Annotated in this window: 16 protein-coding genes, 1 pseudogene and 1 riboswitch; of the genes and pseudogenes, 12 read left to right on the top strand and 5 right to left on the bottom strand. The window is 60.7% G+C overall.

Annotated elements, in window-relative coordinates; translation table 11 throughout:
• Nucleotides 1–1,515, top strand: a complete 1,515-nt coding sequence (locus V8J63_RS16395) for a tripartite tricarboxylate transporter permease (RefSeq protein ID WP_336464332.1) — start codon at nt 1–3, stop codon at nt 1,513–1,515.
• Nucleotides 1,508–2,545 (top strand): AbrB family transcriptional regulator, encoded by a 1,038-nt coding sequence (locus tag V8J63_RS16390; RefSeq protein WP_123442926.1) that lies wholly within the window; start codon nt 1,508–1,510, stop codon nt 2,543–2,545. Before V8J63_RS16395 ends, V8J63_RS16390 begins: the two co-directional genes overlap by 8 nt.
• A 112-nt stretch (nt 2,546–2,657) precedes the next feature.
• On the opposite strand, the gene ung is transcribed toward V8J63_RS16390, so the two are convergent.
• The gene (ung, locus tag V8J63_RS16385) at nt 2,658–3,353 is read right to left on the bottom strand and encodes a uracil-DNA glycosylase (RefSeq protein WP_016771280.1); all 696 of its coding nucleotides are present in this window, start codon (nt 3,351–3,353) and stop codon (nt 2,658–2,660) included.
• 132 nt (nt 3,354–3,485) lie between these two features.
• Between ung and V8J63_RS16380 the strand changes: the two genes are divergently transcribed.
• Nucleotides 3,486–4,598, top strand: a complete 1,113-nt coding sequence (locus tag V8J63_RS16380) for an enoyl-CoA hydratase/isomerase family protein (protein ID WP_206420905.1) — start codon at nt 3,486–3,488, stop codon at nt 4,596–4,598.
• Between the two features lie 64 nt (nt 4,599–4,662).
• Here the strand turns inward: V8J63_RS16380 and V8J63_RS27825 are convergent.
• The 4 genes and pseudogenes from V8J63_RS27825 to V8J63_RS16355 form a co-directional block, all read right to left on the bottom strand.
• Nucleotides 4,663–10,193 (bottom strand): annotated as a pseudogene (locus V8J63_RS27825) (calcium-binding protein).
• Between the two features lie 2 nt (nt 10,194–10,195).
• Nucleotides 10,196–11,050, bottom strand: a complete 855-nt coding sequence (locus tag V8J63_RS16365; protein WP_125925290.1) for a hypothetical protein — start codon at nt 11,048–11,050, stop codon at nt 10,196–10,198.
• Between the two features lies 1 nt (nt 11,051).
• Nucleotides 11,052–12,296, bottom strand: coding sequence for a glycosyltransferase family 4 protein (locus V8J63_RS16360; protein ID WP_125925289.1), 1,245 nt, complete (start codon nt 12,294–12,296; stop codon nt 11,052–11,054).
• A gap of 196 nt (nt 12,297–12,492) precedes the next feature.
• Entirely contained in the window at nt 12,493–12,897 is a 405-nt protein-coding gene (locus V8J63_RS16355) for a hypothetical protein (protein ID WP_039760873.1), read from the bottom strand.
• A gap of 349 nt (nt 12,898–13,246) precedes the next feature.
• Nucleotides 13,247–13,347: riboswitch (guanidine-I (ykkC/yxkD leader) on the top strand.
• 63 nt (nt 13,348–13,410) lie between these two features.
• Here V8J63_RS16355 and V8J63_RS16350 point away from each other — a divergent pair.
• From V8J63_RS16350 to V8J63_RS16310, 9 genes are all read left to right on the top strand, one after another.
• Nucleotides 13,411–14,478, top strand: a complete 1,068-nt coding sequence (locus V8J63_RS16350; RefSeq protein WP_016771287.1) for a putative urea ABC transporter substrate-binding protein — start codon at nt 13,411–13,413, stop codon at nt 14,476–14,478.
• 18 nt (nt 14,479–14,496) lie between these two features.
• Nucleotides 14,497–15,312, top strand: a complete 816-nt coding sequence (locus V8J63_RS16345; protein ID WP_336464329.1) for an ABC transporter permease — start codon at nt 14,497–14,499, stop codon at nt 15,310–15,312.
• Complete coding sequence (locus tag V8J63_RS16340; RefSeq protein WP_336464328.1) at nt 15,309–16,097, top strand: ABC transporter ATP-binding protein; 789 nt, start codon at nt 15,309–15,311, stop codon at nt 16,095–16,097. Before V8J63_RS16345 ends, V8J63_RS16340 begins: the two co-directional genes overlap by 4 nt.
• Before the next feature lie 13 nt (nt 16,098–16,110).
• Nucleotides 16,111–16,836 (top strand): urea amidolyase associated protein UAAP1, encoded by a 726-nt coding sequence (locus V8J63_RS16335; protein ID WP_336464327.1) that lies wholly within the window; start codon nt 16,111–16,113, stop codon nt 16,834–16,836.
• A gap of 11 nt (nt 16,837–16,847) precedes the next feature.
• The gene (locus tag V8J63_RS16330; protein WP_130903204.1) at nt 16,848–17,489 is read left to right on the top strand and encodes an urea amidolyase associated protein UAAP2; all 642 of its coding nucleotides are present in this window, start codon (nt 16,848–16,850) and stop codon (nt 17,487–17,489) included.
• 283 nt (nt 17,490–17,772) lie between these two features.
• Nucleotides 17,773–21,420 carry an urea carboxylase gene (gene uca / locus V8J63_RS16325; RefSeq protein ID WP_336464326.1) on the top strand — a complete coding sequence of 1,216 codons (3,648 nt, stop codon included), beginning with the start codon at nt 17,773–17,775 and terminating at the stop codon, nt 21,418–21,420.
• 25 nt (nt 21,421–21,445) lie between these two features.
• Nucleotides 21,446–23,218 (top strand): allophanate hydrolase, encoded by a 1,773-nt coding sequence (gene atzF / locus V8J63_RS16320; protein WP_130887233.1) that lies wholly within the window; start codon nt 21,446–21,448, stop codon nt 23,216–23,218.
• Nucleotides 23,219–23,498: 280 nt separating this feature from the next.
• Nucleotides 23,499–24,986, top strand: a complete 1,488-nt coding sequence (locus V8J63_RS16315; protein ID WP_016771292.1) for a sensor domain-containing diguanylate cyclase — start codon at nt 23,499–23,501, stop codon at nt 24,984–24,986.
• Nucleotides 24,979–25,209, top strand: a complete 231-nt coding sequence (locus V8J63_RS16310) for a cysteine-rich CWC family protein (RefSeq protein ID WP_016771293.1) — start codon at nt 24,979–24,981, stop codon at nt 25,207–25,209. Before V8J63_RS16315 ends, V8J63_RS16310 begins: the two co-directional genes overlap by 8 nt.
• The last annotated feature ends 20 nt before the right edge of the window (nt 25,210–25,229 follow it).

Raw genomic sequence — 25,229 nt, 5'->3', positions numbered from 1 at the left:
ATGGATACCCTTGGCTATTTGGGTCAGGGCTTCGGCGTCGCGCTGAGCCCGTACAACCTGGTGACCGCACTGTGCGGCACCCTGATCGGCACCGTCGTCGGTCTGCTGCCGGGCCTTGGTCCGATCAACGGCGTGGCGTTGCTGATTCCGATCGCGTTCGCACTCGGCCTGCCGCCGGAGTCGGCGCTGATCCTGCTCGCGGCGGTCTATCTGGGCTGCGAATACGGCGGCCGGATCAGCTCGATCCTGCTGAACATTCCGGGTGAAGCCTCGACTGTAATGACCACCCTCGATGGCTACCCGATGGCCCGCAAAGGTATGGCCGGTGTCGCGCTGTCGCTGTCGGCGTGGAGTTCGTTCATCGGCGCGTTCATCGCCACCTGCGGCATGGTCCTGTTTGCGCCGCTGCTGGCGAAATGGGCGATTGCCTTCGGACCGGCGGAATACTTCGTGCTGATGGTGTTCGCGATTGTCTGTCTCGGCGGCATGGCCGGTGATCGACCGCTGAAGACATTTATTGCGGCGCTGATCGGTCTGTTCCTTTCCACCGTCGGCATCGACGCCAACAGTGGTGTGTACCGTTTCACCGGCGACAACATTCACCTGACCGACGGCATTCAGTTCGTTGTGCTGGTGCTGGGTCTGTTCTCGATCAGCGAAATCCTTCTGCTGCTGGAAAAAACCCACCACGGCCAGGAAGCGGTGAAAGCCACCGGCCGGATGATGTTCAACTTCAAGGAAGCGGCGTCGGTTTTCGTCGTCAACGTCCGCTGCGGCGTGCTCGGTTTCATCATGGGCGTGCTGCCCGGTGCCGGCGCAACGCTCGCCAGTGCCGTGGCCTACATGACCGAGAAGCGCATCGCCGGCACCAGCGGCAAATTCGGTGAAGGCGATCCCCGTGGTCTGGCCGCGCCGGAAACCGCTATCGGCGGCGCGGCGTGCGGCGCTCTCGTTCCGATGCTGACCCTCGGCGTTCCGGGTTCGGGCACCACGGCGGTGATGATCGGCGCGCTGTCGCTGTACAACATCACCCCGGGTCCACTGCTGTTCCAACAGCAACCGGACATCGTCTGGGGCCTGATCGCGTCGTTGTTCATCGCCAACGTGATGCTGGTGATCCTCAACATCCCGATGATCCGCGTATTCACCCGCATCCTCGCCGTGCCGAATTGGGCGCTGGTGCCGATCATCGCGATCATCACCGGGATCGGCGTTTACGCTGTGCACGCGACCACCTTCGATCTGTTCCTGATGATCGGTATCGGCATCTTCGGTTACATCCTGCGCAAGCTGGATTTCCCGCTGTCGCCGCTGCTGCTGGGCTTCATCCTCGGTGGCCTGATGGAGCAGAACCTGCGTCGCGCCCTGTCGATCTCCAATGGCGCGCTGGAGATTCTCTGGTCGAGTCCGATCACCTTGGGTTGCTGGATCCTCACCGCGATCATGCTGCTGATGCCGCTGATCCGCATCTGGCGCAAGCGTTCGGCGGCACGACGCGTCATTGCCGATGTTTGATCGCTTGTCCCTGAAAGCCTGGTGGGGCACCCCGCTGGTCGGTCTGCTTGGCGGTTTCATCGCCAGCCAGATCGGCTGGCCGCTACCGTGGATGGTCGGCTCGTTGCTGGCGATCATCCTGGTGCGCTGCCTGACGCCGTGGCAACTGGCGGAAATCCCTGGCGGGCGCAAGTGCGGCCAGTGGATCGTCGGCATCGGTATCGGCCTGCACTTCACCCCGTTGGTGATGGAACAGGTGCTCAGTCATTTCGGTTTGATCTTCTTCGGTGCGCTGGTCACGAGCCTGTCGGCGGTGGTCGGCGTGTGGCTGATGCGCCGCACCGGCGAGGATCGCGCCACGGCTTTTTTCTCAAGCATGCCCGGTGGTTCCGGGGAGATGGTCAACCTCGGCGCGCGCAACGGTGCTCTGCTCAGCCATGTGGCGGCCGGGCAGAGTCTGCGGGTATTGGTGGTGGTGTTGTGCGTGCCGGCGGCGTTCAAGTATCTGCTCGGTGACGGCACGCCGATTTCTCACGCCGGCAGTGTCGATTGGCGCTGGCTGGCGATTCTGTTTCCGGCGGGCGCCCTGCTCGCCTGGCTCTGGCAGCGGCTGCGCCAACCCAATCCATGGCTGTTCGGGCCGTTGCTGGTCAGTGCGGCGGTGAGCATTACGTGGGATCTGCACATCGGTTTGCCCAATGGCGGCAGTCAGATCGGTCAATGGCTGATCGGCAGCGGTCTGGGCTGTCACTTCAATCGGCAGTTCTTCCGCCGCGCGCCGTCGTTCATGGGCCGGACGTTGATCGGCACCGCGCTGACCATGTTGATCGCGTCGCTGGCGGCGCTGGGCTTGAGTGCATTGACCCATCTGGATCTGCGTTCACTGACTCTGGGCATGATGCCGGGCGGGATTGCCGAAATGAGTCTGACGGCGGAGACCCTGCAACTGTCGGTGCCGCTGGTGACGGCGATGCAGGTGATGCGGCTGTTGTTTGTGCTGTTTCTGGCGGAGCCGTTGTTCAGGTATTGGAATCGTATTCCAGAGTCCTGACTGACTGATCGTTCCCACGCTCTGCGTGGGAATGCCTCAATGGACGCTCCGCGTCCGCTTTGGGACGCAGAGCGTCCCGGGCTGCATTCCTTTGCTGCGCGTGGGAACGATCTCAGGCGAGAGGTGGCAAGCGCCAGTCGATCGGCGTTTCGCCATTCTGTTCGAGAAACTTGTTGGTCCGGCTGAAATGCCCACAGCCCAAAAAACCCCGATAGGCCGACAACGGCGACGGATGCACCGAGGTCAGCACCAGGTGTTTGGTCGCGTCGATCAGCTTCTGCTTGCTCTGCGCATGGGCGCCCCAGAGCATGAACACCAGATGCGGCTGCCGTTCGCTGACCACTTCAATGATGCGGTCGGTGAAGTGTTGCCAGCCCTTGTCCTTGTGCGCGTTGGCGTTGGCGCGCTCAACCGTCATGGTGGTGTTGAGCAGCAGCACGCCCTGTTCGGCCCAGCTCTGCAGGTAGCCGTGGTTGGGAATGTCGATGTTGAGGTCGCGTTTCAGCTCTTTATAGATGTTGACCAGCGACGGCGGCGCCGGCACGCCCGGTTGCACCGAGAAGCACAGACCGTGGGCCTGGCCCGGGCCGTGGTAAGGGTCCTGGCCGAGAATCACCACTTTCACCTTGTCCAGCGGCGTTGAGTTCAGGGCATTGAAAATCATCGGTCCCGGCGGATAGATCTCCTTGCCGGATGCCCGCTCCTGCTGCAGAAAGCTGCGCAACTCTGCCATGTAAGGCTGGTCGAACTCAGCACGCAGTGCCTCCTTCCAGCTCGGTTCGAGTTTGATACGGTCGTCAGCAGTCATGGTCATTTCCGGCAAAAACAATGGGGCGAACCCTAGGAAAGCCGACCACGCTTGTCAATTGATCTGACGCAGATCCGGCACTTTCCCCCATAGCGATCATACTGTTCGCTCAAATTCCCGATCGAGGTCACGATGAATCTGCACTTCGAAGAACTAACCGGTACCGACGGCGCCCGCATCGGCATCGCCAGCCTGGATGCCGAAAAATCGCTGAACGCACTGTCCCTGCCGATGATCAATGCGCTCAGCGACAAATTGAACGCCTGGGCCACTGACCCGCAAATCGTCTGCGTGCTGCTGCGCGGTAACGGCAGCAAAGCCTTCTGCGCCGGTGGCGAAGTGCGCAGCCTGGTCGAAGCCTGCCGCGCTCACCCCGGCGAAGTGCCGCCGCTGGCCGCGCAATTTTTCAGCGCGGAATATCGCCTTGATTACAGCCTGCATACCTATCCGAAGCCGCTGATCTGCTGGGGTCACGGTTATGTGCTTGGCGGCGGCATGGGCCTGTTGCAGGGCGCGAGCACGCGGATCGTCACGCCGAGCAGCCGTCTGGCGATGCCGGAAATCACCATTGGACTGTATCCGGACGTTGGCGCCAGCTGGTTTCTTGCGCGGTTACCGGGCAAGCTCGGCTTGTTTCTCGGTCTGACCGGCGCGCACATCAACGGCCGTGATGCGCTGGATCTGGATCTGGCCGACCGCTTCCTGCTCGACGAACAGCAACCGCAATTGATCGAAGGCTTGCTGCAATTGAACTGGCAGGAACAGACCGCCATGCAGCTCAACAGCCTGCTCAAGGCTTTGCAGCAGGAAGCACTCGAACAAATGCCCGAAGCGCAGTGGCTGCCGCGTCGTCAGCAGATCGACGAACTGCTTGATGTCAGCGACGTTGCCTGTGCGTGGAAAGCCATCAGCCTGCACCGCGACAGCAGCGATCCGTTGATTGCCCGCGCGGCGAAAACCATGGCCGAGGGCTCGCCGCTGACCGCGCATCTGGTCTGGGAACAGATCAGCCGCGCGCGGCACATGTCGCTGGCCGAAGTATTCCAGATGGAATACACCCTGAGCCTCAATTGCTGCCGTCATCCGGAATTCAGCGAAGGCGTGCGCGCGCGTTTGATCGACAAGGATCAGAAGCCGCACTGGCACTGGCCGGATATCAATAACGTGCCGGATGCAGTGGTCGAGGCGCACTTTCATAAAGTCTGGGAGGGGCGGCATCCGTTGGCGGATCTGACCCAGTATTGAGGTGACGCGAGGCCCGCGCTGGCGACTGGATTGCCATCGCGGGCCGGCTCAATCGGTCATCTTGTCAGACATTCAGTTCGTAGAACTCAATGATTTCCTTGATTGCCCGCTGCGCTGCATCGTCGCCCTTTATCAAAATATCCTCGACATCCCTCAGTGGCGGAAGCGGGTGCAGACGCTCGGCAATCTGCGTCGCGCTGTAGTCTTGAATCGCTGTTCCTTCGCTGACTCTTATGAAGCCAATAGCGCTTTCACCAGCAGCAAAATGACTGGAAACCCGGATTTTCGGCGCCATGCCGTAATCCACCACGATCACCAGATCATCGCGCTCACGATGAAACTTGAGGTTGTCGATCGTCAGCCTGCGCTCGGAAAAATCGATTCCGTCCAGGCCGCCTCCGTTGTTGATGATCACGTCTCTGCCGAGGCCATCGTATCGGTAGATATCATTTCCAGCACCGCCGGTCAGCGTGTCATTGCCCGGCCCACCCAACAGCAGATCATCACCGAGGCCGCCGGTGAGCACGTCATCCCCGTGCATGCCTCGGATCTCCCCCGCGCCGCTTATCGTGTCGTTGCCGCGACCGCCCACGAGTGGCAGCGCTCGTCCGTCTCGCAAGGAAGTTGAAAGGGTGGGATGGTTGACGATGACACCCGTACGAAAAGTCTCGGGCGCAGGGCCGAGCTGACTTGATTCCAGGAGCTGCTTCAAATTTTCGACCGACCCATCGGCGAACTTGACGAGCTCAATACCGGCGCCCTCAAGTTCACCGTTGAGGGGCAAGACGATGCGGACTTTCTGTGTCCCGCCCCATTGGATATCGAGTGTCGGGTGAAGCATTTTCGCTCTCGGCGGGTTGCGGTAAGCCCCGCGACCCGGGTTGGGCTCCAGCTCGACATGGGTGCTCTCTATCAGCGCAGCACCCCAGCTCAATTGCAGTGCATCGCGCTGCGCATCTGCTGGAAGAACGACCGTGTCCTGATCGATCAATCCGTACTCGTCTTTCCACCCCGCTACGCCAACTTCTGCTCGGTGGAAAACAGGGTTGAGCACGTCCGCAATCGTGGTTGTCGCTCCGGCATGCGCTTGCACGATGTAGGTGTCGGCGCCGTCTTCACCGTAGAGCCAGTCATCACCCGAGCCGCTGAGCAGATAGTCGGCGCCCTCGGAGCCGAGCAAGGTATCGTCACCTGCCCCGGCGGATAAAAACGCGCCCGGTGTTCTGTCGCCGACAGTGCCGTAGTCAAGTGGGGAGCCTGCATAAGCGACGATCAGATCATCACCCGCGCCGCCGTGGAAAACGTTTTCCACTTCGACGTTGACTCGCCCGCCGGCATCGTTGCCATGGACGATTTTGCGTTTGATCGTTTCAGTTGTGACATCCCAGCGAAACGCCTTGGGCACTGTTGCGCCCGAACTGAAGCTTGCCGCCGGATAGACGTACCAGCCTTCAAGCGCGCCGGATTCCTTTCGGTCTTCAACCAATACGTCGCCCGTATTGAAGGAAAACCCGTTGGCCGAGCCGGATCGATAATAGCGAGGCGCCTGACTTGAGGAGGCGACTGCTCCCTCGGCTTTCACCGGTTTATGTTCGACACGGGTTGTGGTTGTCGACTGCCTTTCACTGACTACGGCTTGCCTGCCATCAGCCTTCATCCATGGCGGCGTTTCCGACAGTGTTCCTGCGTCGACGCTGTCCTCGCTCAGCTCGGTGTGAGTGGTGTAACCGGTGTCGCTGGTGGTGACATGACTGCGCACCCAAACGCCTTGCTCATTCAAGGTAAAACCTGTGGCGTGTTTGCGGGCGGAGCGTTTTGACTTGGTTTGCGCGAGGAACTCATCGGTCCAGTTGACCGTTTGAACAGACGCCACCGGGCCTTGCGCCGCAGCGGTGACATCGTCTGGCTGAACCGGATCCTCAACTTTGCTTTCAGGGGCTGCCGAGGCGGTGACAGGTTCCGGTACGGGTGGCTCGGACATCTCTATCGGTGGCAATGTTTTGCGCAGGATATCTGCGTAATCCAGTACCCCGCCGTCGCTGAAACTGAATGTGGAATCCTTCCACTTCTCGTGATTCTTGATGAGTATCGCGTCGCCCGTGCCATTGGCCAGTCGCAACACCGTGCCGACGGTAGCGTCGATAACGTCGGCCTTCAGACTTTGGGCGCAAAACCCTGCACCGAACTTGATGATGTTGCGGCCGCCGGCATCGGTGACGATATCCAGGCCGTCGCCAGCGCCGAAATAGTAGATGTCGGCGCCATCCATGCCATCCAGCACGTCAGCACCGGGACCGCCATCAAACACGTTGTCGCCAGAATCGCCGCGAAGGTAGTCCGTCCCTTCCCCGCCCAGCAGGGTGTCGTTGCCACCGCCTCCGAGCAACGTGTCGTTACCTGAGCCACCGTGCAGATAATCGGCATTGTGCTCGGCCTCAGCGCTGTTTTCGTAATCGCCGGCAAGAATGTCGTCACCCGTACCGCCGTCCAGCGTGTCGGCACCGAAACCACCCTGTAACGTATCGTTTCCTTCGCCGCCCTGAAGCACGTCATTGTTGCTTCCGCCCGGCTGCAGGTCAGACACATCGCCATCGAGAAAATCCGCCCCTGCGCCACCCGCCAGCGTATCCGCGCCGCCCATGCCGCGCAGGGTGTCATCCCCCGCGCCGCCATCGAGAAAGTCGTTGCCGTGATAGCGAACCGGATGCTCAGGGCTATCGCCGATCAGATCGTCATTACCTTCGCCGCCGAAGAGCAAATCATCGCCACCGCCACCCCAGAGCGTGTCATCGCCGGAGCCACCGTCCAGCAGATCATCGCCAAAAAAATGCGCGGCATCGCCTTCGACGCCATCCAGTACGCCGTCATCACCCTGCAAAATGTCGTTGCCAGGGCCGCCATACAAAGCGTCGCTGCCACCGTTACCGCCGAGTGAATCATCACCACTGCCGCCGTCCAGCACATCGTTGCCATGGTGTCTGCTGGGCAGGCCACCGCCCCAATCGAGGTTGTCACCAAGTATCACGTCGTCGCCGCTGCCACCGGCCAGGGTGTCGTTACCTTGATCGCCTTTGAGAAAATCGTCGTCAGCGCCGCCGTCAAGCAGGTCCTCACCCCAGCCGCCGTTGATAATGTCCTTGCCACCCTGCCCGTACAGCACGTCACTACCGCCCTCGGGCGCACTGTTTATCGAGGCCTTTGAATAGACCGCTCGGTGACTGGTCACACCGCGAGCAATCGTGACGGCAGCGCGCTTGACCGACCAACCTTGTTCCAGCGCACCGGTGGTTCGTCTCCTGACAAGACATCGTCACCAGCACCGCCGATCAAGGTATCCCGGTCATTGCCACCGAGCAGAACGTCTCGCGATGCCGTACCGATAAGCAAATCGTCACCTTGTCCGCCGTCGAGCCAGTCTCCGCGATTTGCCTTGCCTTTGGCGTCACCGTCGGCCATGGCCTTTTCGATTGTCGTCCGCTTGTCGCCGAATAACCGATCGTCTCCAGCCTTGCCGAACAATCGATCAGAACCACCCAGGCCGAGAATGACGTCGTCTGCTGCGGAACCGTAAAGTACGTCGGCCTTGTTGCGCTGTTTGACCTTGGGCAGCAGCACCGCGTTGCCCAGCTCATCAAAGGAGGGCTGATCGCCAGGGACGGTGGGATCAGCGTCTTTGGCTTTCCAGTCGCCCTGAAGCGTCAAATCCGCAGCAGTGAGCGGCTGCCCCTCATATTCAGGGAGGCGGATGCCAAGCATCCCGGGCTGAAAGTTCTTGATGACCACCAGATCGCTCTGGCCATATTTGATGTTGAGGGTGTGTTCAACAAGCGTCAGGGTGATGGACCGATCCTCGGTAGACCAGATATTGCTCAGAGGTGCGCGGCGTTTGAGTTGGGGAATCGGCGCGCCGTTGATCCACAGTTGCCCATCGGCGTTGGCATCAAGAATCTCGTCGATGCCATCGCCGCTGGCGAATTCATAACGGTCGTTGCCTTCGCCCCCGATCAAAGAATCGTTACCCTTTCCTCCGAGCAGAACATCGTCACCGGCCATCCCGTACAACTCATCATTGCCGTCACCTCCGGTTAGCGAGTCGTTACCGCGACCACCTTCAATGACATCGTGACCGGCCATCCCATGGATCGAGTCATTGCCCACGCCGCCATACAGATGATCGGCATTTGCGCCGCCGGCGAAAGATCGCCCACCGTCATCACCGAACAGGGCCAGCGGGTTCAGCACTCCGGTGGTCATCGGCGCCTGTTTGCCTGAGGCGAGATCGAAGTAGGAAAACTGCTGCAGCGAGTGTTCGCCAAACGAGCCCTGGGTTCGGGCAATCAACCGCGCCAGCATTTGCGCTCGATCCGCCAGCCACTGCGCGGTGATAAAGCCTTCGCCAGTGTGCGGATCGTAAAGCTCGAGGTTGCGATCGGGATAACCGTCGGCTCGTTCTATGACGACTTCACTGAGTTGCTGCAAAGAGTTGCGCAACGCCAGCCCGAGCGGCGTCGCCTCGCCTGCCAGTTTTGCCCATGCATCGGCATTGCCGAACTCGCTTATTGTCCGGGTGACGATGCTTTGCGACTGCTCTGGGGAGAATGCCGAGAAGAAGGCGTAAGCGTTGCTGGCGAAGGTGTCGTTGGTGGTGGGTATGGCAGCAGAATCGCCGTCGTAAGTGCGCTTGCACATGTCGAGAAATTCGTTCTGGCCGTAGCGCAATATCAGCTCGACCACGGCGGCAACAGGCGTGCCTTTGACTACATGCTGAATCAGCGGATTCACACTGCCACTGGCCAGCGCGATGTTGATTTGCTCGGGTACGACCGAGAGCAGACTTTGCAGTGGATTGATGCCGAAATTGCTGATCGCCGCTCGCAGGCCGACGCTGTAGGCGTCGATGGCGAAGAGAATGTTTTTATAGTCGTCGAGCCGGTTGGGTTTTGCCTGAGTGGGTGGGCCGTCATCTTCCGCATCCGGGTCGCCCGCAGAGATCAGTCTCCACGTTTCATAGGGAGGTTTACCGCCCAACAGGCTGAATCCGACTGTTCCAGACCAACCAGAGTTACGTTTCACGGCGGTGTCGTCCTCCCCGCAAACCTCCTTGAACAAGGCCTCGCCAATCGCGCTGGCGTCGATTTCTGCGATCTGGCTGATTGACGGCACGGTCCAGGGTGCCAGTTGACCGGCAAGGGATCCGTTGATCAGGGTATTGATGAAGTTGACGGCAACCTGGTTGGATGAAAGCTGCATCAGGTCTTCACTGAAAATTGTATTCAGTCTGAGTTCACCCTGGCGGGAGGTGTAACCACGAATCAGGGCAGAGTAGGCACCGTTTCCACCGTTGGCATCAATGGCCACGGCAAGCCAGAGTCTGGCGCTTTTCAGCACCTCTCCAGCCTCTTTATCGGCAGCTGCATCGTCAGAAACTTTTTCACCAATAATGTCGAATAGCTTTTGGTACAGGGGTGCGCAGCTTGCCCCTGCTAATTCCAATGCAATGTACTCCACACCCTCAGAATTTAATGTCATGCCTTTGCAACTATTTGCCGCATTGAAAATTTCGGATTTTTCCATATCGTTAAAAACATAACTCATTGTTACTTCCTTGTAATAACAGAGCGTGAAAGATAATCACTGAGATACTTGAGCATCTCAGGTGCTTCGCGTAATGACGACAGACCAAGACCTACACTACCGTGCCCTCCAGCGAAGTCGAAGTTATCCAGATTGACCGTGCAGAAGAAATTCAGCTTGCCGAAATCCAGATTCTCCAATTCAGCCCTACCAAAACCTGCCAGCTTTTTGTCAGTCAGTTGCTCTTCGGAAGCCGGGCGAATCAAGCCGTCACACTTGATCAGCCGAGGGGTTCCGTCTCGCCGCGGCCAACCTGCAATGACAAAATTTCGTACGGATGACACATTCTTGAAATGCGGTGGCGGAGCATTCAGCCAAACTTCCAGCCCCGGATAATTCTTAAGTTTCACAATCAACTCATCCGGCCAGTTGACGTGCCGATAACCCCGTTCATGGGGCTCGGTAGTTTCCTTCCTGGTAAAAAGCCCGGCATTCAATTTATAGAGCCGCCAGCTTTCGGGGATCGGTTCCAGGCGCTGATTCTGGTGCCGATGCAGCCCCGTCCCGGTCCACCAGAAAAGCCCCTTCAGAGCAATCGCCAGACACGCTTTCTTGTTCACCATCTCAGGCATGCCAACGTAAAACTCAGGGACTAGCGTCTTATCTATATAGGCGCCGCCTAATATCGGCACTTGCTGCATGCTCGCCAGCTTGTTCTGGCAAGCTTTCTCGTTTGCCTGGTGAATAGCCGCCGACTCGGCAGATTGTTCTTTGCGAATGTAAAATTCCGCTACGCAATAACAGACATAAAAGAACAATCCATACTTCGATAACCTTTTAAACCACTTGATCGCCTGCTTACGCGACTTCCTGGACATTTCAAACCTCCCGCTCGAACGGCGGAACGGTTGGTATGTCGTTATGCCCGGATATCGCGCTTGCAAAAATCTCAAAATATTGGCTCACGCCCGATTCCACACTGAACCGACCTGCCGTCAACTTCGCGGCGCTGGCAAGACCATCGAACTCACCTGCCGACTTCAAAACCTTGCTGACACTTCTGGCAATTCCTTGATGGTCGAAGAAATCCACCAACACGCCATTAGCCCCATCGACAATGACTTCCCTTACCGGAGCCGTATCCGACGCAACAACCACACAACCAGACGCCATCGCCTCCAGTAACGACCACGACAAGACAAACGGATACGTCAAGTAAACATGGACTTTGGAACATGCGAGAACCGCGCGGTAAGTCTGGTAAGGAAGTTTCCCTGTGAAATGCACTCTGGAGTGATCGAAACTGACCTCCGCCTCCATCCTGCTGCGCCAATCCGGGTACCCGACCGGCTTACTCCCATAACTGACACCATCACCGCCAACCACGATGATCTGCGCATCGGGGCACTCGGCCTGAACAAGCGGGATCGCTCGCATGAAATTGTGAAAGCCGCGATAAGGCTCAAGGTTTCTGGCGACATAGGTAACGATCGGCTGTCCGGCTTTGAGCTCGATTCCATTGGGCAATCTGACTGCCCCGACTTTCGCCAGGTCAGTACTTTGAATCACACCTTCGTGAATGACCCGAATCGCCGACCGGTAAGCGGCCGGAAACAGGCTGCGCTGCCACTGCGTAGGCGCAATCGCGATATCACATTGTTCAAGATTCAACAGATGCAGCGAGTTGAGCACGCGCAGCCGTGACGACTCTCTTGTAGCTCGGCGGAATTCAGGGTCGAACCCGCAATCGGCGCCCTGCGCTCGATAGTAATACTCGCAATAGTGAATCAGCGGCGTATCGGCATAGACGTCCTTGGCAAACAGCGTCTCTCCCCATCCGGGATGGGCAATAATCACGTCTGGCTGATAGCCCGAACGTTTCAGCCTGCCCAGAATTTCAAAAACCTTCTGCCCGTCGATCACCGCTTGTTCGTAGCGGATCAGATAGGGGTGAATATTGCCGGGCGCTCGGCTGGTCGCTCGATATCGATGGATTTGCACACCGGCGACGCCCGGTGCCGTGTCCCGGCCGATCGCCACAACCTCATCACCGCGCTCCAGCGCTGCCAGCACCACATGACGGAACTGACCGGGAAAATTTTGATGAATAACCAGTAGCTTCATAGCGCTGAACGTCCATTTTTCGCCGCTATCGAGCTGAGGATTGCTCGCCTCGTTCGGCATCCACGAACGCTAACAAACACCACGAAATGAAACTGTAGGACGCTTCCGGGATTGTCCTAGGAGATGGCCAACGGAAGGACTTTTCGACGGGCAAAAAAAGCGGCGCATCATGCGCCGTTTTTTTATTTACGGTCAGTTACCAGCGGTTACCACGGCCGTTGTAGTCACGGCGACCGCTGTGACGATCATAGTTGCCGCGACCCCGGTGGTCATTGTCCCAACCGCCGCGACGGTGACCGTCCCAGCGTCCGCGATCGTTGCCGTGCCAGCGCCGGCTTTCGTAGTAACGAGGGGCCGGTTGATAGTGCCGCGGCGCCTGGTAATACCGCGGTTGCTGGTAGTAACGCGGCGCTGGCTGGTAGTAGCGCGGCTGAGTGTAATAAGTGCCGCCGCTGCGGTAATAGGAGCCGCCACCGCTGTAATAGGCCGGTGCGGGTGATGTGTAGACCTCTGACCTGTAGTAGCTGTCTCCATAGGAATAAGGAACGCATCCGCCAAGGGAAAAAAGCATCACGGCAAGCAGTACGATTCGGCGATACATGGCGGCCTCCTGGACCGCGGGTTGGCCACACCAGCGACGCTGGCAGGCGACCGTCAGCAATTGCTGACGGTCGAAGAATCAGACAGCGATTTCAGAATCTGGTGCGTTCCTGCAACAAGTTGAAACAAGTGATTATGAAATCTTGTTTATCCGCAAAATCAGCGACCCGTGAAGCGTAAACGCGCTGCATGACGGTGCAACCACGCACCACCACGATGCGCTATCGCTCGCCCCGCTCCCCCCGGCAATCCAGCACATCCCCGCCGCAGAGGCCTCGCCCCGACTTGGCACGTCTCTCGCTTTAGCAAACCTGTGCAGGAGTCATCACAGGTTCGCGGCACCACAATTTGCAATGGCTGACTAGGGTTCCGGCTCGCAATCGCGAGTGGCTGGTCCGAGAGTTGGCGACCTCCAGTTGAGGTTACACGGCGGGACAAAAGCCCGGGAGACAAGCCACCGTTCGCGGTGCCGCGTTGCCTTCCTGTCCGCCCTCGATCAACTGGAGAATCCGCAATGATCCGACTACGTTTCCCCGCCCTGCTCGCCGCCGCTTTCGCCGCGCTCATCAGCACGCAATCTTCCGCCGCCCAGAAAGACCACTTCAGCGTGTGCTGGACAATATACGCCGGCTGGATGCCATGGGAATACGCCGGCAGCCAGGGCATCGTCGACAAATGGGCGAAGAAATACGGGATCAAGATCGACGTCGTGCAACTCAACGACTACGTCGAATCGATCAACCAGTACACCGCCGGCCAGTTCGACGGCTGCACCATGACCAACATGGATGCGCTGACCATTCCCGCTGCCGGTGGCGTCGACAGCACCGCGCTGATCGTCAGCGATTTCTCCAACGGCAACGACGGCATCGTGCTCAAAGGCGAAGGTAAAAAAGTCGCTGATCTGAAAGGCATGGACGTCAATCTGGTCGAGCTGTCGGTCTCCCATTACCTGCTGGCTCGCGCGCTGGACTCGGTGGACCTGACCGAGAAAGACCTGAAGGTGGTCAACACCTCCGACGCCGACATTGCCGCCGCATTCAACACCGACGACGTCAACGCCGTGACCACCTGGAACCCGATGCTCTCGGATATCAAAGCCAAACCCGGCGTCACCGAAGTGTTCAATTCCAGCCAGATTCCCGGCGAGATCATGGACATGATGGTGGTCAACAGCGCCACCCTCAAAGACAACCCGGCGCTCGGTAAAGCGCTGACCGGCGCGTGGTTCGAAGTGGTCGCTTTGATGAACGCAAAAAATGCTGCGAGCAAAGCTGCGCTGGAACACATGGCCAAGGCCTCTGGCACCGATCTGGCAGGGTTCCAGGCGCAACTGGACACCACAAAACTGTTCGCCACGCCAAGCGAAGCGCTGAATTTCGCCACCAGCAAACAACTGCCGGACACCATGCGCAAGGTCGCTGAGTTCTCCTTCGAGCACGGCCTGCTCGGCGAAGGCGCGAAAGACCCGAGCGCGGTGGGCATGTCCTTCGCCAACGGCGTGACCAGCGGCGACACCGCCAACCTCAAGCTGCGTTTCGATCCGACCTACGTGCAGATGGCCGCCGACGCCAAGCTGTAAGCCACGGAGGATTTGGCCATGCGCCTGATCAATCGCCACCCCGATCGCCCGAGTCGCCTGTTGCTGGTGATCCTGCCGTTCGCGCTGGTGCTGTTCGCCTACTTCACAGGCTCGGCCGAGCGCCTGGCGGACAACCCCAACGACAAACTGCTGCCCAGCGCCGTGCAGATGAGCGACGCGGTAAAACGCCTGGCCTTCAACGCCGACAGCCGCACCGGTGAATATCTGTTGTGGCAAGACACCGCGTCGAGTCTGCGCCGTTTGGCCATCGGCCTCGGCATCGCGGCGCTGGCGGGTCTTTGCCTCGGTATAGCGGCGGGCACCCTGCCGCTGTTCGGCGCGCCGTTGTCGCCGTTGCTGACGGTGCTGTCGATGGTGCCACCGCTGGCGATCCTGCCGATTCTGTTCATCGTCTTCGGCCTGGGCGAGTTATCGAAAGTCATGCTGATCGTGATTGGCATCACCCCGGCGCTGGCTCGGGATCTGGAACAGCGGGCCCGTGACATTCCGGTCGAACTGCTGATCAAGGCGCAGACCCTCGGCGCCTCGACCTGGACGCTGATGCTGCGCGTGGTCTTGCCGCAGTTGTTGCCGCGCTTGCTGATCTCGCTGCGCTTGATGCTCGGTTCGGCGTGGCTGTTCCTGATTGCCGCCGAAGCGATCGCCTCCACCGATGGCCTCGGCTACCGGATCTTTCTGGTGCGGCGCTACCTGGCGATGGATGTGATCCTGCCCTACGTGGTGTGGATCACCCTGCTCGCCTGGCTGATGGACTGGGGCTTGAAACAGCTGACCCAGCGCGCTTTCCCTTGGTACGAGGGAGCACCGAAATGAGCTTCATCACGGTAAAAAACGTCTGGCAGCAGTACGCCGATCAAGTGGTTCTGGAAGGCTTGAACCTGAACGTCAACGAAGGCGAGTTCTGCACCTTGGTCGGCGCCTCCGGTTGCGGCAAATCGACCTTCCTGCGCCTGCTGCTCGGCCAGGAAAGCGCCAGTCGCGGGGAGATTCTGCTCGACGGCCAGCCCTTGGCCGGCGAGCCGGATGCCAGCCGTGGCGTGGTCTTTCAACGCTACTCGGTGTTCCCGCACCTGAGCGTGCTCGACAACGTCGCCCTCGGTCTCGAATTGCCGCGCGCGCCCTTGCTTGGCCGGCTGTTGGGCAACGCCAAACGCGAGGCGCGCGAGCAGGCTGCAGCCCTGCTGACAAAAGTCGGCCTCGGCCATGCGCTGGACAAGTACCCGGCACAGCTGTCCGGCGGCATGCAGCAACGCTTGGCCATCGCCCAGGCGCTGATCATGAAGCCGCGCGTGTTGCTGCTCGACGAGCCGTTCGGCGCACTCGATCCGGGCATTCGCAAAGACATGCACGCGCTGCTGCTGGAGCTGTGGCGCGAGACGCAACTGACGGTGTTCATGGTCACCCACGACCTGTCGGAAGGCTTCAGCCTGGGCACGCGCCTGCTGGTGTTCGACAAGGTGCGCCTCGACCCGCACGCCCCCGGCGCCTATGGCGCCCGCATCACCTACGACATCCCGTTGAACAGCGACCGCCGCGCCCAGCGCGCCGCCGTCGAGGCCCTGCCGCTGCCGCTGGCGGGCACCCTTCGCACTGCTTGAGAGGACTGCTCCCATGACCGATTCAATCCAACTTTTCCCACCCTTCGCTGAAGAACTGCTGCCGGGCGGCGGCCACCGTTCCTTCGTGCTCAAGCGCGGCCAATTGCTGCGCCTGACCGACCTGCGCGGCGGCGCCAATGTCAGCCTGACCTTGCTCAATGCCCATGAAAAAACCGAGCGGCTGAACCTGCCCGACAGCCTCAAATGCCAACACACCGCCAAGCTCACTGCCGGCCACTGCCTGTACTCGGACATGGGCCGCGTACTCGCCGCGATCACCGCCGACACCTGCGGTTGGAGCGACAGCCTCGGCGGTGTGCTTTGCGCACAGGAAGTCGCCGAAAAGTACGGTCAGGGCCGCTACCAGGAACTGCGCAACGGCTTCTTTCGCAATGGCACCGACAACCTGCTGGTGGAGCTCGGCAAGTGGGGCCTGGGCCTGTCCGACCTGCTGATGACCCTGAATCTGTTCAGCCGCGTGAACGTCGATGAGTCCGGGCGTTTCCACTTCGTCGAAGGCAACTCGAAGGCCGGTGACTACATCGAGTTGTACGCGCCGATGGACACCCTGATGGTGCTCACCGCCCTGCAACATCCGATGGACCCGTCCCCCGAATACGCCCCGAAACCCTTGAAGCTGAGCTGGATGAACGCCGACGCCAGCGTCGCCGAACACTGCCGCACTTCGCGCCCGGAAAACGAGCGCGGCTTTATCAACACCGACCGTTTGTTCGCCTGAGGATCGCTGCCATGTCACTCGCAATCGCCACTTCGCACAAGCAAGCCGACAGCGCGATCTACCGCGCGACCATTCCCGCCGGTGAACCCTGGCTGATGGAAGTCAAGGCCGGGCAGACCCTGCGCATCCTCGATCTGGAAGGCAATCAGGCCGTCGACACTTTGTTCTACAGCCTCGCCAACCCCAAGGAACGCTACGACGTGCAACGCACCTTGCGCCGGCAGAACAGCGTCTACCTGAGCACCGGCAGCGTGCTGTATTCCAACCTCGGCCAGCCGATGCTGACCATCGTTGCCGACACCTGCGGGCGCCACGACACCCTCGGCGGCGCCTGCGCGCAAGAGAGCAACACCGTGCGCTACGCCCTGGAAAAACGCTACATGCACAGCTGCCGCGACAACTACCTGCGCGCCTGCGCCCACGACGGCCGATTGAGCAAGAGCGACATCGGGCCGAACATCAATTTCTTCATGAACGTGCCTGTGACGGCGGATGGCGGGCTGACCTTCGAGGACGGTATTTCCGCGCCGGGCAAGTACGTTGATTTGCGCGCGGAGATGGACGTCATCGTGCTGATTTCCAACTGCCCGCAGTTGAACAACCCGTGCAATGCCTACAACCCGACCCCGGCGGAGTTGCTGATATGGAACTGACCATCAGCCGTTTACGCCGTTGGCTTTTTGCCCTGTGCCAGGCGCGTTCCGGGCAGTGCCTGAAATCCACCAGACAACCCTGAACGCTGTGGGAGCGAGCCTGCTCGCGAATGCGCCGTGTCATTCAGCATTGATGTGGCTGATCCACCGCCTTCGCGAGCAGGCTCGCTCCCACAGGGGGGTTGTGGTGGGTTGGAGTGAAGTGTGTTTTTTCCATCCGGGACGGCCCGGATGTCTGTCGAAAAACAGCGGGACGGCCCGCTCCCCCTTCAGGGGTTATGCCATGTTCGAAAAAATCCTGATCGCCAACCGAGGCGCGATTGCCTGTCGCATCCTGCGCACGATCAATGTGCTGAAGGCCAAAGGCATCGCGGTGTACTCCGAAGCCGACGCGGCCAGCCTGCATATTTCCCAGGCCGCTGAAGCGCACAGCCTCGGCGAAGGCGCGGCGTCCGCGACCTATCTGGCGGTCGACAAAATCCTCACGATCGCCAAACAAAGCGGCGCCACGGCGATTCATCCCGGCTACGGATTTCTCTCCGAGAACGCAGCGTTCGCCGAAGCCTGCGAAGCGCAGGGCATCGCCTTCATCGGGCCGACGCCGGAGCAATTGCGGGTGTTCGGCCTCAAGCACACTGCTCGCGCGCTGGCCAAACAGCACGGCGTACCCATGCTCGAAGGCACCGACCTGCTCGACAGCCTCGATTGCGCGCTTAGCGCCGCCGAACAGGTCGGCTACCCGGTGATGCTGAAAAGCACCGCTGGCGGCGGTGGCATCGGCATGCGCGTGTGCCGCAGCGCCAGTGAATTGAGCGAATCATTCGAAGCGGTGAAACGCCTCGGTCAGAACAACTTCAGCGACGCCGGGGTGTTCATCGAGAAGTACATCGAACGCGCGCGGCATCTGGAAGTGCAGGTGTTCGGCGACGGCTGCGGTGAAGTCGTCGCTCTCGGCGTGCGCGACTGTTCGGTGCAGCGGCGCAACCAGAAAGTCCTCGAAGAAACCCCGGCGCCAAACCTGCCAGAAGGCATGGCCGATGAGCTGTGCGCAGCGGCGATCAAACTGGCGCAAGCAGTGAATTACCGCAGCGCCGGCACCGTCGAATTCGTCTTCGACAGCGAGGGCCAGCGCTTCTATTTTCTCGAAGTGAACACGCGCTTGCAGGTCGAGCACGGCGTCACCGAACAGGTGTGGAACGTGGATCTGGTGCGCTGGATGATCGAGCTGGCCGCCGGTGATCTGCCACCGCTGAACGAGCTGTATCAGGGCCTGGAACCTCAGGGCCATGCGATTCAGGCACGTCTGTACGCGGAAGATCCGGGGCGTGATTTCCAGCCGAGCCCGGGCCTGCTGACCGCTGTGCAATTTCCGCCCGCCAACGGCGTTGAGTTGCGTATCGACACCTGGGTCGAGGCCGGCGTGGAAATTCCGCCGTATTTCGATCCGATGATCGCCAAGCTCATCGCCTGGGCGCCGAGTCGCGAACAGGCTCGCGCCGAACTCCATCAGGCGCTGGGCGACAGCCTGCTGTACGGAGTGGAAACCAACCGCGATTACCTGCGGCAGATTCTGCTCGCTGCTCCATTCGCCAGCGGCCAGCCGTGGACCCGTTGTCTGGAAAATCTGCTGTATCACGCCAACACCTTCGAAGTGCTCAGCGCCGGCACGCAGACCAGCGTGCAGGACTATCCCGGACGCCTCGGCTATTGGGCCGTCGGCGTGCCACCCTCGGGGCCGATGGACAGCCGAGCGCTGCGCCTGGGCAATCGTCTGCTCGGCAATGAACAAGGCGCCGCCGCACTGGAGATCACCATGAGCGGGCCGATCCTGCGCTTCAATTGTGACGCGGTGGTCGCGGTGACCGGCGCGCCGATTGCCTTGACCCTTGACGCTGAACCGGTGCCGATGAACACCGCGCTGCTGATCCCGGCCGGCGCGACGTTGCAACTGGGCAGCATCAGCGGCGCCGGCGCGCGCAGTTATCTGTGCCTGCGCGGCGGCTTGCAGGTGCCGGATTATCTGGGCAGCAAAAGTACCTTCACTCTCGGCCAGTTCGGCGGGCATGGCGGTCGCGCGTTGAGGGCCGGTGACGTGTTGCATGTGCCGGCATTGACCGAGCGCAGCGTCGGCCAGCAACTGGCCGAACAGCACATCACGGCGCTGCCGAGCGTGCGCCAGATACGGGTGATCTACGGCCCGCACGGCGCGCCGGAATACTTCAGCGAAAACTACATCGCCACGTTCTTTGTGACCCAGTGGGAAGTGCATTTCAACTCCAGCCGCACCGGCGTGCGCCTGATCGGACCGAAGCCTGAGTGGGTGCGTGAGGATGGCGGTGAAGCGGGTCTGCACCCGTCGAACATCCATGACAATCCGTATGCGATTGGCGCGGTGGATTTCACCGGCGACATGCCGGTGATTCTCGGCCCGGATGGCCCGAGTCTCGGCGGTTTTGTCTGCCCGGTGACGGTGATCGAGGCGGATCTGTGGCAGCTGGGACAGCTCAAGGCGGGCGATAAAATTCAGTTCATTCCCGTCTCTCTGGCTGACGCCCGCGATCTCGCCCTGAAATGGGATGCCCCCTGTGGGAGCGAGCCTGCTCGCGAAAGCGTCGGCCCAGACAAATCGATATTGACTGACACGGCCTCTTCGCGAGCAGGCTCGCTCCCACAGGGTTTAGTGTCGCCTGTGGTGTTGGCGTTGGGTCAAGGCGATCAGCGACTGGTTGCACGGGTTTCTGGCGACACTCATTTACTGCTGGAAATCGGCGCGCCGGAGCTTGATCTGGTCCTGCGCTTCCGCGCCCACGCGCTGATGCAGGCGCTGGAAAGCCAAGCCCTGCATGGCGTGATCGACCTCACCCCGGGCATTCGCTCGCTGCAAGTGCACTACCAGCCCGAGCAACTGCCGCTGGCCGATCTGCTCGGCATCATCGCCGGCGAATGGGACGCGGTGTGCGCCGCCAAGGACTTGCAAGTGCCGTCGCGCATCGTGCACTTGCCGCTGTCGTGGGACGACCCGGCCTGTCAGTTGGCGATCGAGAAATACATGACCACCGTGCGCAAGGACGCGCCGTGGTGCCCGAGCAATCTGGAGTTCATCCGGCGCATCAACGACCTGCCGAATCTCGACGAAGTGCAGCGCACGGTGTTCGATGCGAGTTATCTGGTGATGGGCCTTGGCGACGTTTACCTCGGCGCGCCGGTGGCCACGCCGCTCGATCCGCGCCATCGTCTGGTGACCACCAAGTACAACCCGGCACGTACCTGGACCGCCGAAAATTCGGTCGGCATCGGCGGCGCCTACATGTGCGTGTACGGCATGGAAGGCCCGGGCGGTTATCAGTTTGTCGGGCGCACTCTGCAGATGTGGAATCGCTATCGCGAAGTCGCCGCGTTCGACGGCAAACCGTGGCTGCTGCGCTTCTTCGATCAGATCCGCTTCTACCCGGTCAGCGCCGAAGAACTGCTGCGCATCCGCCGCGATTTCCCCCTTGGGCGCTTCGATCTGAACATCGAACACAGCCAGCTCAACCTCGCCGACTATCAGGCATTTCTCTGTAAGGAAGCCGAGGGCATCAGCGCCTTCCGTGCGCAGCAACAGGGCGCGTTCAAGGCTGAACGCGAACGCTGGATCGCCAGCGGCCAGGCGCATTTCGACAGTGAAGAAGCCGTGCCTGACGCCAGCGAAGAAGCACCGCTGCAAAGCGGTGAACACAGCGTCGACAGCCACATCGCCGGCAATCTCTGGCAGGTGCAGGTCGAGGCTGGTCAGCGTGTCGCGGCGGGCGATGTGCTGGTGATTCTCGAGTCGATGAAGATGGAAATCCCTGTGCTCGCGCCGCTGGCCGGCGTGGTGCGAGAGATCCGCGTGCAACCCGGTTCGGCGGTGCGCGCCGGACAACGGGTGGTGGTGCTGGAACTCGACTGAAGCCATTTTTTATAAGGATCAACCGATGAATCTGCAACTCGATGCACTGCGCCAGGCCTATCGCAATGGCGACACCACACCGCGCCAACTGCTGCTGCAATTGCGCGAAAAAGCCGCTGCGCTGAATCCCGACTATCACCTGTTCATCCACCTGCTCAGCGTCGATGAACTGGAGCCGTATCTGGCCGCCCTCGACGGTCGTGACCTCGACAGCCTGCCGCTGTATGGCGTGCCATTCGCGATCAAGGACAACATCGATCTGGCCGGCATTCCCACCACAGCCGCGTGCCCGGCGTTTGCCTATGTGCCGCAGCAGTCGGCGACCATCGTCGAGCAACTGTTGGCGCTGGGGGCGATCCCGCTGGGCAAGACCAATCTCGATCAGTTCGCCACCGGCCTCAATGGCAGCCGCTCGCCTTATGGTGCGTGCCCGAACAGCGTATTGCCCGAATATCCGTCCGGCGGCTCCAGCGCCGGCTCGTCACTGGCGGTGGCGCTGGGCCTGGCCAGTTTTGCCTTGGGCACTGACACCGCCGGTTCCGGGCGAGTGCCGGCGGCGCTGAATAATCTGGTGGGTTTGAAGGCGAGCAAAGGCCTGATTTCCACCGCTGGCGTGCTGCCGGCGTGCCGCACGCTGGACTGCGTAACCACCTTCACCGCGACCGCCCGTGAGGCCAGTCAGTTGCTGGCGTTGACGGCCAAACACGATCCTCGCGATGAGTACAGCCGAGGCAACCCGGCATGGAACGACGGCTCGGCATTCGGCGCGCCACGGCCGTTTCGCTTCGGCGTGCCACGGGCGCAGGACCTTGAATTTTTCGGCTGCAACGAGGGGCCACAGTTGTTCGCAGCGGCCATCGAACGGCTCAAGGCTCTGGGTGGCGAAGCGGTCGAACTGAACCTGTCGCCATTTCTCGAAGCAGCGCGCCTGCTCTACGACGGGCCGTGGGTCGCCGAGCGTTACAGCGTCGCCGGTGAGCTGCTGGAGCAGAATCCCGAAGCGGTGCTGCCGGTGATCCGAGCGGTGCTGGCCAAGGCTCCGGCAGTGACTGGCGTGCAGACCTTCCGCGCGCAATATCGATTGCAGGCGCTGAAGGCCCTCTGCGACGAGGCCCTGGAAAATCTCGACTGCGTGCTGACACCGACCATCGGCCGTCCGGTGACCCTGGCCGAGCTTGAGGCCGAGCCGGTGCTGCGCAATTCCGAACTCGGTTATTACACCAACTTCATGAACCTGCTCGACTACGCCGCCGTCGCCGTGCCGACCGCGTTCATGGGCAATGGTTTGCCGTGGGGCGTGACGTTGTTCGGGCGGGTATTTACCGATCAGTATCTGTTGAGCGTGGCCGATGCCTTGCAGCGCCAGCAGGACAGCGCCCTGCCAGCTCCGGCGAACTCAGCGCGCAATGACCGCGCTCGATTGGTGGTGTGTGGCGCGCATCTGCAAGGGCTGGCGTTGAACTGGCAACTGACCCAGCGCGGCGGGCGCTTGCTGGAAACCACGTTCAGTTCGCCGGACTATCGACTGCACGCCCTCGCCGGCGGCCCGCCATTGCGCCCGGGGATGGTGCGGGTCAAGGATGGCGGCGTGGCGATTGCCGTGGAGGTTTGGGAGTTGCCGAGCAGCGAATTGGGCTCGTTTCTCACCGGGATTCCGGCGCCGCTGGGACTGGGCAAGGTGCAACTGGCGGATGGGCGCTGGGAGAGCGGGTTTATCTGTGAGCCGTATGGGTTGGAGGGTGCGGTGGATATCAGTCATTTGGGGGGATGGCGGGCGTATCTGGCATCCCGGGGCTGATCCGAAAGCTCGCCCTCACCCTGGCCCTCTCTCCAGGGAGAGGGCCAGGGTGAGGCGATTGTCCATCGGTTGCCATTGGCTGATACCGAGTCGATCACAGATTTTCCATCACCCACAATCCAGCTCCCTCTCCCCTGGGAGAGGGCTGGGGTGAGGGGCTGCGATTTCCCTGACACACCGCTACGTCATATCCCCCGCCATTTCAGGCACAAATCCCGCAGTGTTTTCCCGACCATCCCACTAGAATGCATCCCATCGGGCCACTGCCAACGGATCTGCCATGCCGCTTCGTTCTCCCTTGTACTCGCAACGCTCACTGGTGCTTACCCTGGTCGCCCTGCTCGGCGCCGGGTTTCTCGCCACCTCGCTGTTGAGCTATTTCGCCTCCCGCGAGTCGATCCGCGACAACATCGTCAACACTGAACTGCCACTGACCTCCGACACGGTCTATTCGGAAATCCAGAAAGACCTGGTCCGGCCGATCCTGATTTCCTCGATGATGTCCCGCGATACATTCATGCGCGACTGGGTGGTCAACGGCGAGCAGAATCCCGAGCAGATGACCCGCTATCTCGACGAGGTCATGACCCATTACGGCGCCTACACGGCGTTCTTCGTTTCCAATGCCACGCTCACCTACTACCACGCCAAAGGTGTGCTCAAGCAGGTCAAAGTCGACGAGCCGCGCGACACCTGGTACTTCCGCGTGCGCGACATGCAGGACCCGTACGAGATCAACGTCGACCCGGATCTGGCCAACAAGGACAACCTGACGTTCTTCATCAACTACAAGGTCTACGACTACCACAACCGCTTCATCGGTGCTGCGGGCGTGGGCCTCACCGTGGACGCGGTGATCAAGCTGATCGACAAGTATCAACAGCGCTATCAACGCAGCGTGTACTTCGTCGACACCTTCGGCCGCCTCGTATTGACCGGTGCCGAGGGTGGCCCGGAAGGCGCGCACATCGGCCAGAGTCTTGGCGAACTGGAGAGCATGAAAAGTCTGGTCAGCCAGTTGCCCAAGCCGCACAGCGGCAGCTACGAATATTCCACCCACGGCCAGGGGCATTTTCTCAACGTGCGGTTTATCCCCGAGTTGAACTGGTACCTGTTCGTCGATAAACGCGAGGACGGCGCGCTGAGCGAGATCCGCCAGTCGCTGTATCTCAATCTGCTGATTTGCCTGCTGGTGACGTTGATCGTGCTGGCCTTGCTCAATCGAGTGATCAAGCGCTTCCAGGCGAAGATTCAGGCGCACGCCACCCTCGACAGTCTCACCGAACTGCCGAACCGACGCGGCTTCGACATCCTCGCCGCGCAAGCGCTGCACGAGGCCCAACGGGAAACCAAGCCGCTGACCGCGTTGTTGCTCGACCTCGACCACTTCAAAGCCTTGAACGACACCTACGGCCACATGGCTGGCGATCAGGTGTTGATCGGTTTCGCCCGCGACCTGCAAAGTTGCCTGCGTCACGCCGATATCGTCTGCCGCTGGGGCGGTGAAGAGTTCATCGTTCTGTTGAAAGACACCGACGGTGAGACCGGGCAGAAAATTGCCGAGAAGATCCGCCAGCACGTCGAACAACACAAATATGCCTACGATGGCCACAGCCTGCATCTGACCGTGAGCATCGGCGCCACCACCGTGCAACGCGATGACACCTTGCACACTCTGCTGTCCCGGGCCGATCATGCGATGTACCGCGCCAAGCAAACCGGGCGCAACCGCACCTGCATGGAAATGCCGCACTCGACCTATGCCTGATAACGACGTCAAACCCGACCACTGCCCGGCCTGCGGTGCGCGCAACGACTGCAGCCTCGCCGACCCGCGCACCGCCGACCGCGAATGCTGGTGCTATGGCGTGACCATCGACCCGGCAGTGCTCGAAGCGCTGCCGGCCGAACTGCGCAATCAAGCCTGCCTGTGCCCGCGCTGCGCACAGGTCGAAGCGCAACTGCAAGCAGGCCGGCGGCCGATCCCGTAAGATGCGCGGCCCTTCGTCCG

Origin of the sequence: Pseudomonas sp. CCNWLW23 (assembly GCF_037095675.1) — a bacterium.
GTDB lineage: Bacteria > Pseudomonadota > Gammaproteobacteria > Pseudomonadales > Pseudomonadaceae > Aquipseudomonas > Aquipseudomonas atacamensis.
The sequence above is the reverse complement of the archived record's forward strand: the minus strand, read 5'-3'. Positions and strand labels throughout refer to the sequence as shown.

Excerpts from the sequence above, each read along its gene's own strand:
- V8J63_RS16395 (WP_336464332.1), top strand. The coding sequence starts at position 1 with ATGGATACCCTTGGCTATTTGGGTCAGGGCTTCGGCGTCGCGCTGAGC.
- V8J63_RS16380 (WP_206420905.1), top strand. The coding sequence starts at position 3,486 with ATGAATCTGCACTTCGAAGAACTAACCGGTACCGACGGCGCCCGCATC.
- V8J63_RS16365 (WP_125925290.1), bottom strand. The coding sequence starts at position 11,050 with ATGTCCAGGAAGTCGCGTAAGCAGGCGATCAAGTGGTTTAAAAGGTTA.
- V8J63_RS16340 (WP_336464328.1), top strand. The coding sequence starts at position 15,309 with ATGAGCTTCATCACGGTAAAAAACGTCTGGCAGCAGTACGCCGATCAA.
- V8J63_RS16360 (WP_125925289.1), bottom strand. The coding sequence starts at position 12,296 with ATGAAGCTACTGGTTATTCATCAAAATTTTCCCGGTCAGTTCCGTCAT.
- ung (WP_016771280.1), bottom strand. The coding sequence starts at position 3,353 with ATGACTGCTGACGACCGTATCAAACTCGAACCGAGCTGGAAGGAGGCA.
- atzF (WP_130887233.1), top strand. The coding sequence starts at position 21,446 with ATGAATCTGCAACTCGATGCACTGCGCCAGGCCTATCGCAATGGCGAC.
- V8J63_RS16345 (WP_336464329.1), top strand. The coding sequence starts at position 14,497 with ATGCGCCTGATCAATCGCCACCCCGATCGCCCGAGTCGCCTGTTGCTG.
- V8J63_RS16330 (WP_130903204.1), top strand. The coding sequence starts at position 16,848 with ATGTCACTCGCAATCGCCACTTCGCACAAGCAAGCCGACAGCGCGATC.
- V8J63_RS16335 (WP_336464327.1), top strand. The coding sequence starts at position 16,111 with ATGACCGATTCAATCCAACTTTTCCCACCCTTCGCTGAAGAACTGCTG.
- uca (WP_336464326.1), top strand. The coding sequence starts at position 17,773 with ATGTTCGAAAAAATCCTGATCGCCAACCGAGGCGCGATTGCCTGTCGC.
- V8J63_RS16355 (WP_039760873.1), bottom strand. The coding sequence starts at position 12,897 with ATGTATCGCCGAATCGTACTGCTTGCCGTGATGCTTTTTTCCCTTGGC.
- V8J63_RS16310 (WP_016771293.1), top strand. The coding sequence starts at position 24,979 with ATGCCTGATAACGACGTCAAACCCGACCACTGCCCGGCCTGCGGTGCG.
- V8J63_RS16390 (WP_123442926.1), top strand. The coding sequence starts at position 1,508 with ATGTTTGATCGCTTGTCCCTGAAAGCCTGGTGGGGCACCCCGCTGGTC.
- V8J63_RS16315 (WP_016771292.1), top strand. The coding sequence starts at position 23,499 with ATGCCGCTTCGTTCTCCCTTGTACTCGCAACGCTCACTGGTGCTTACC.
- V8J63_RS16350 (WP_016771287.1), top strand. The coding sequence starts at position 13,411 with ATGATCCGACTACGTTTCCCCGCCCTGCTCGCCGCCGCTTTCGCCGCG.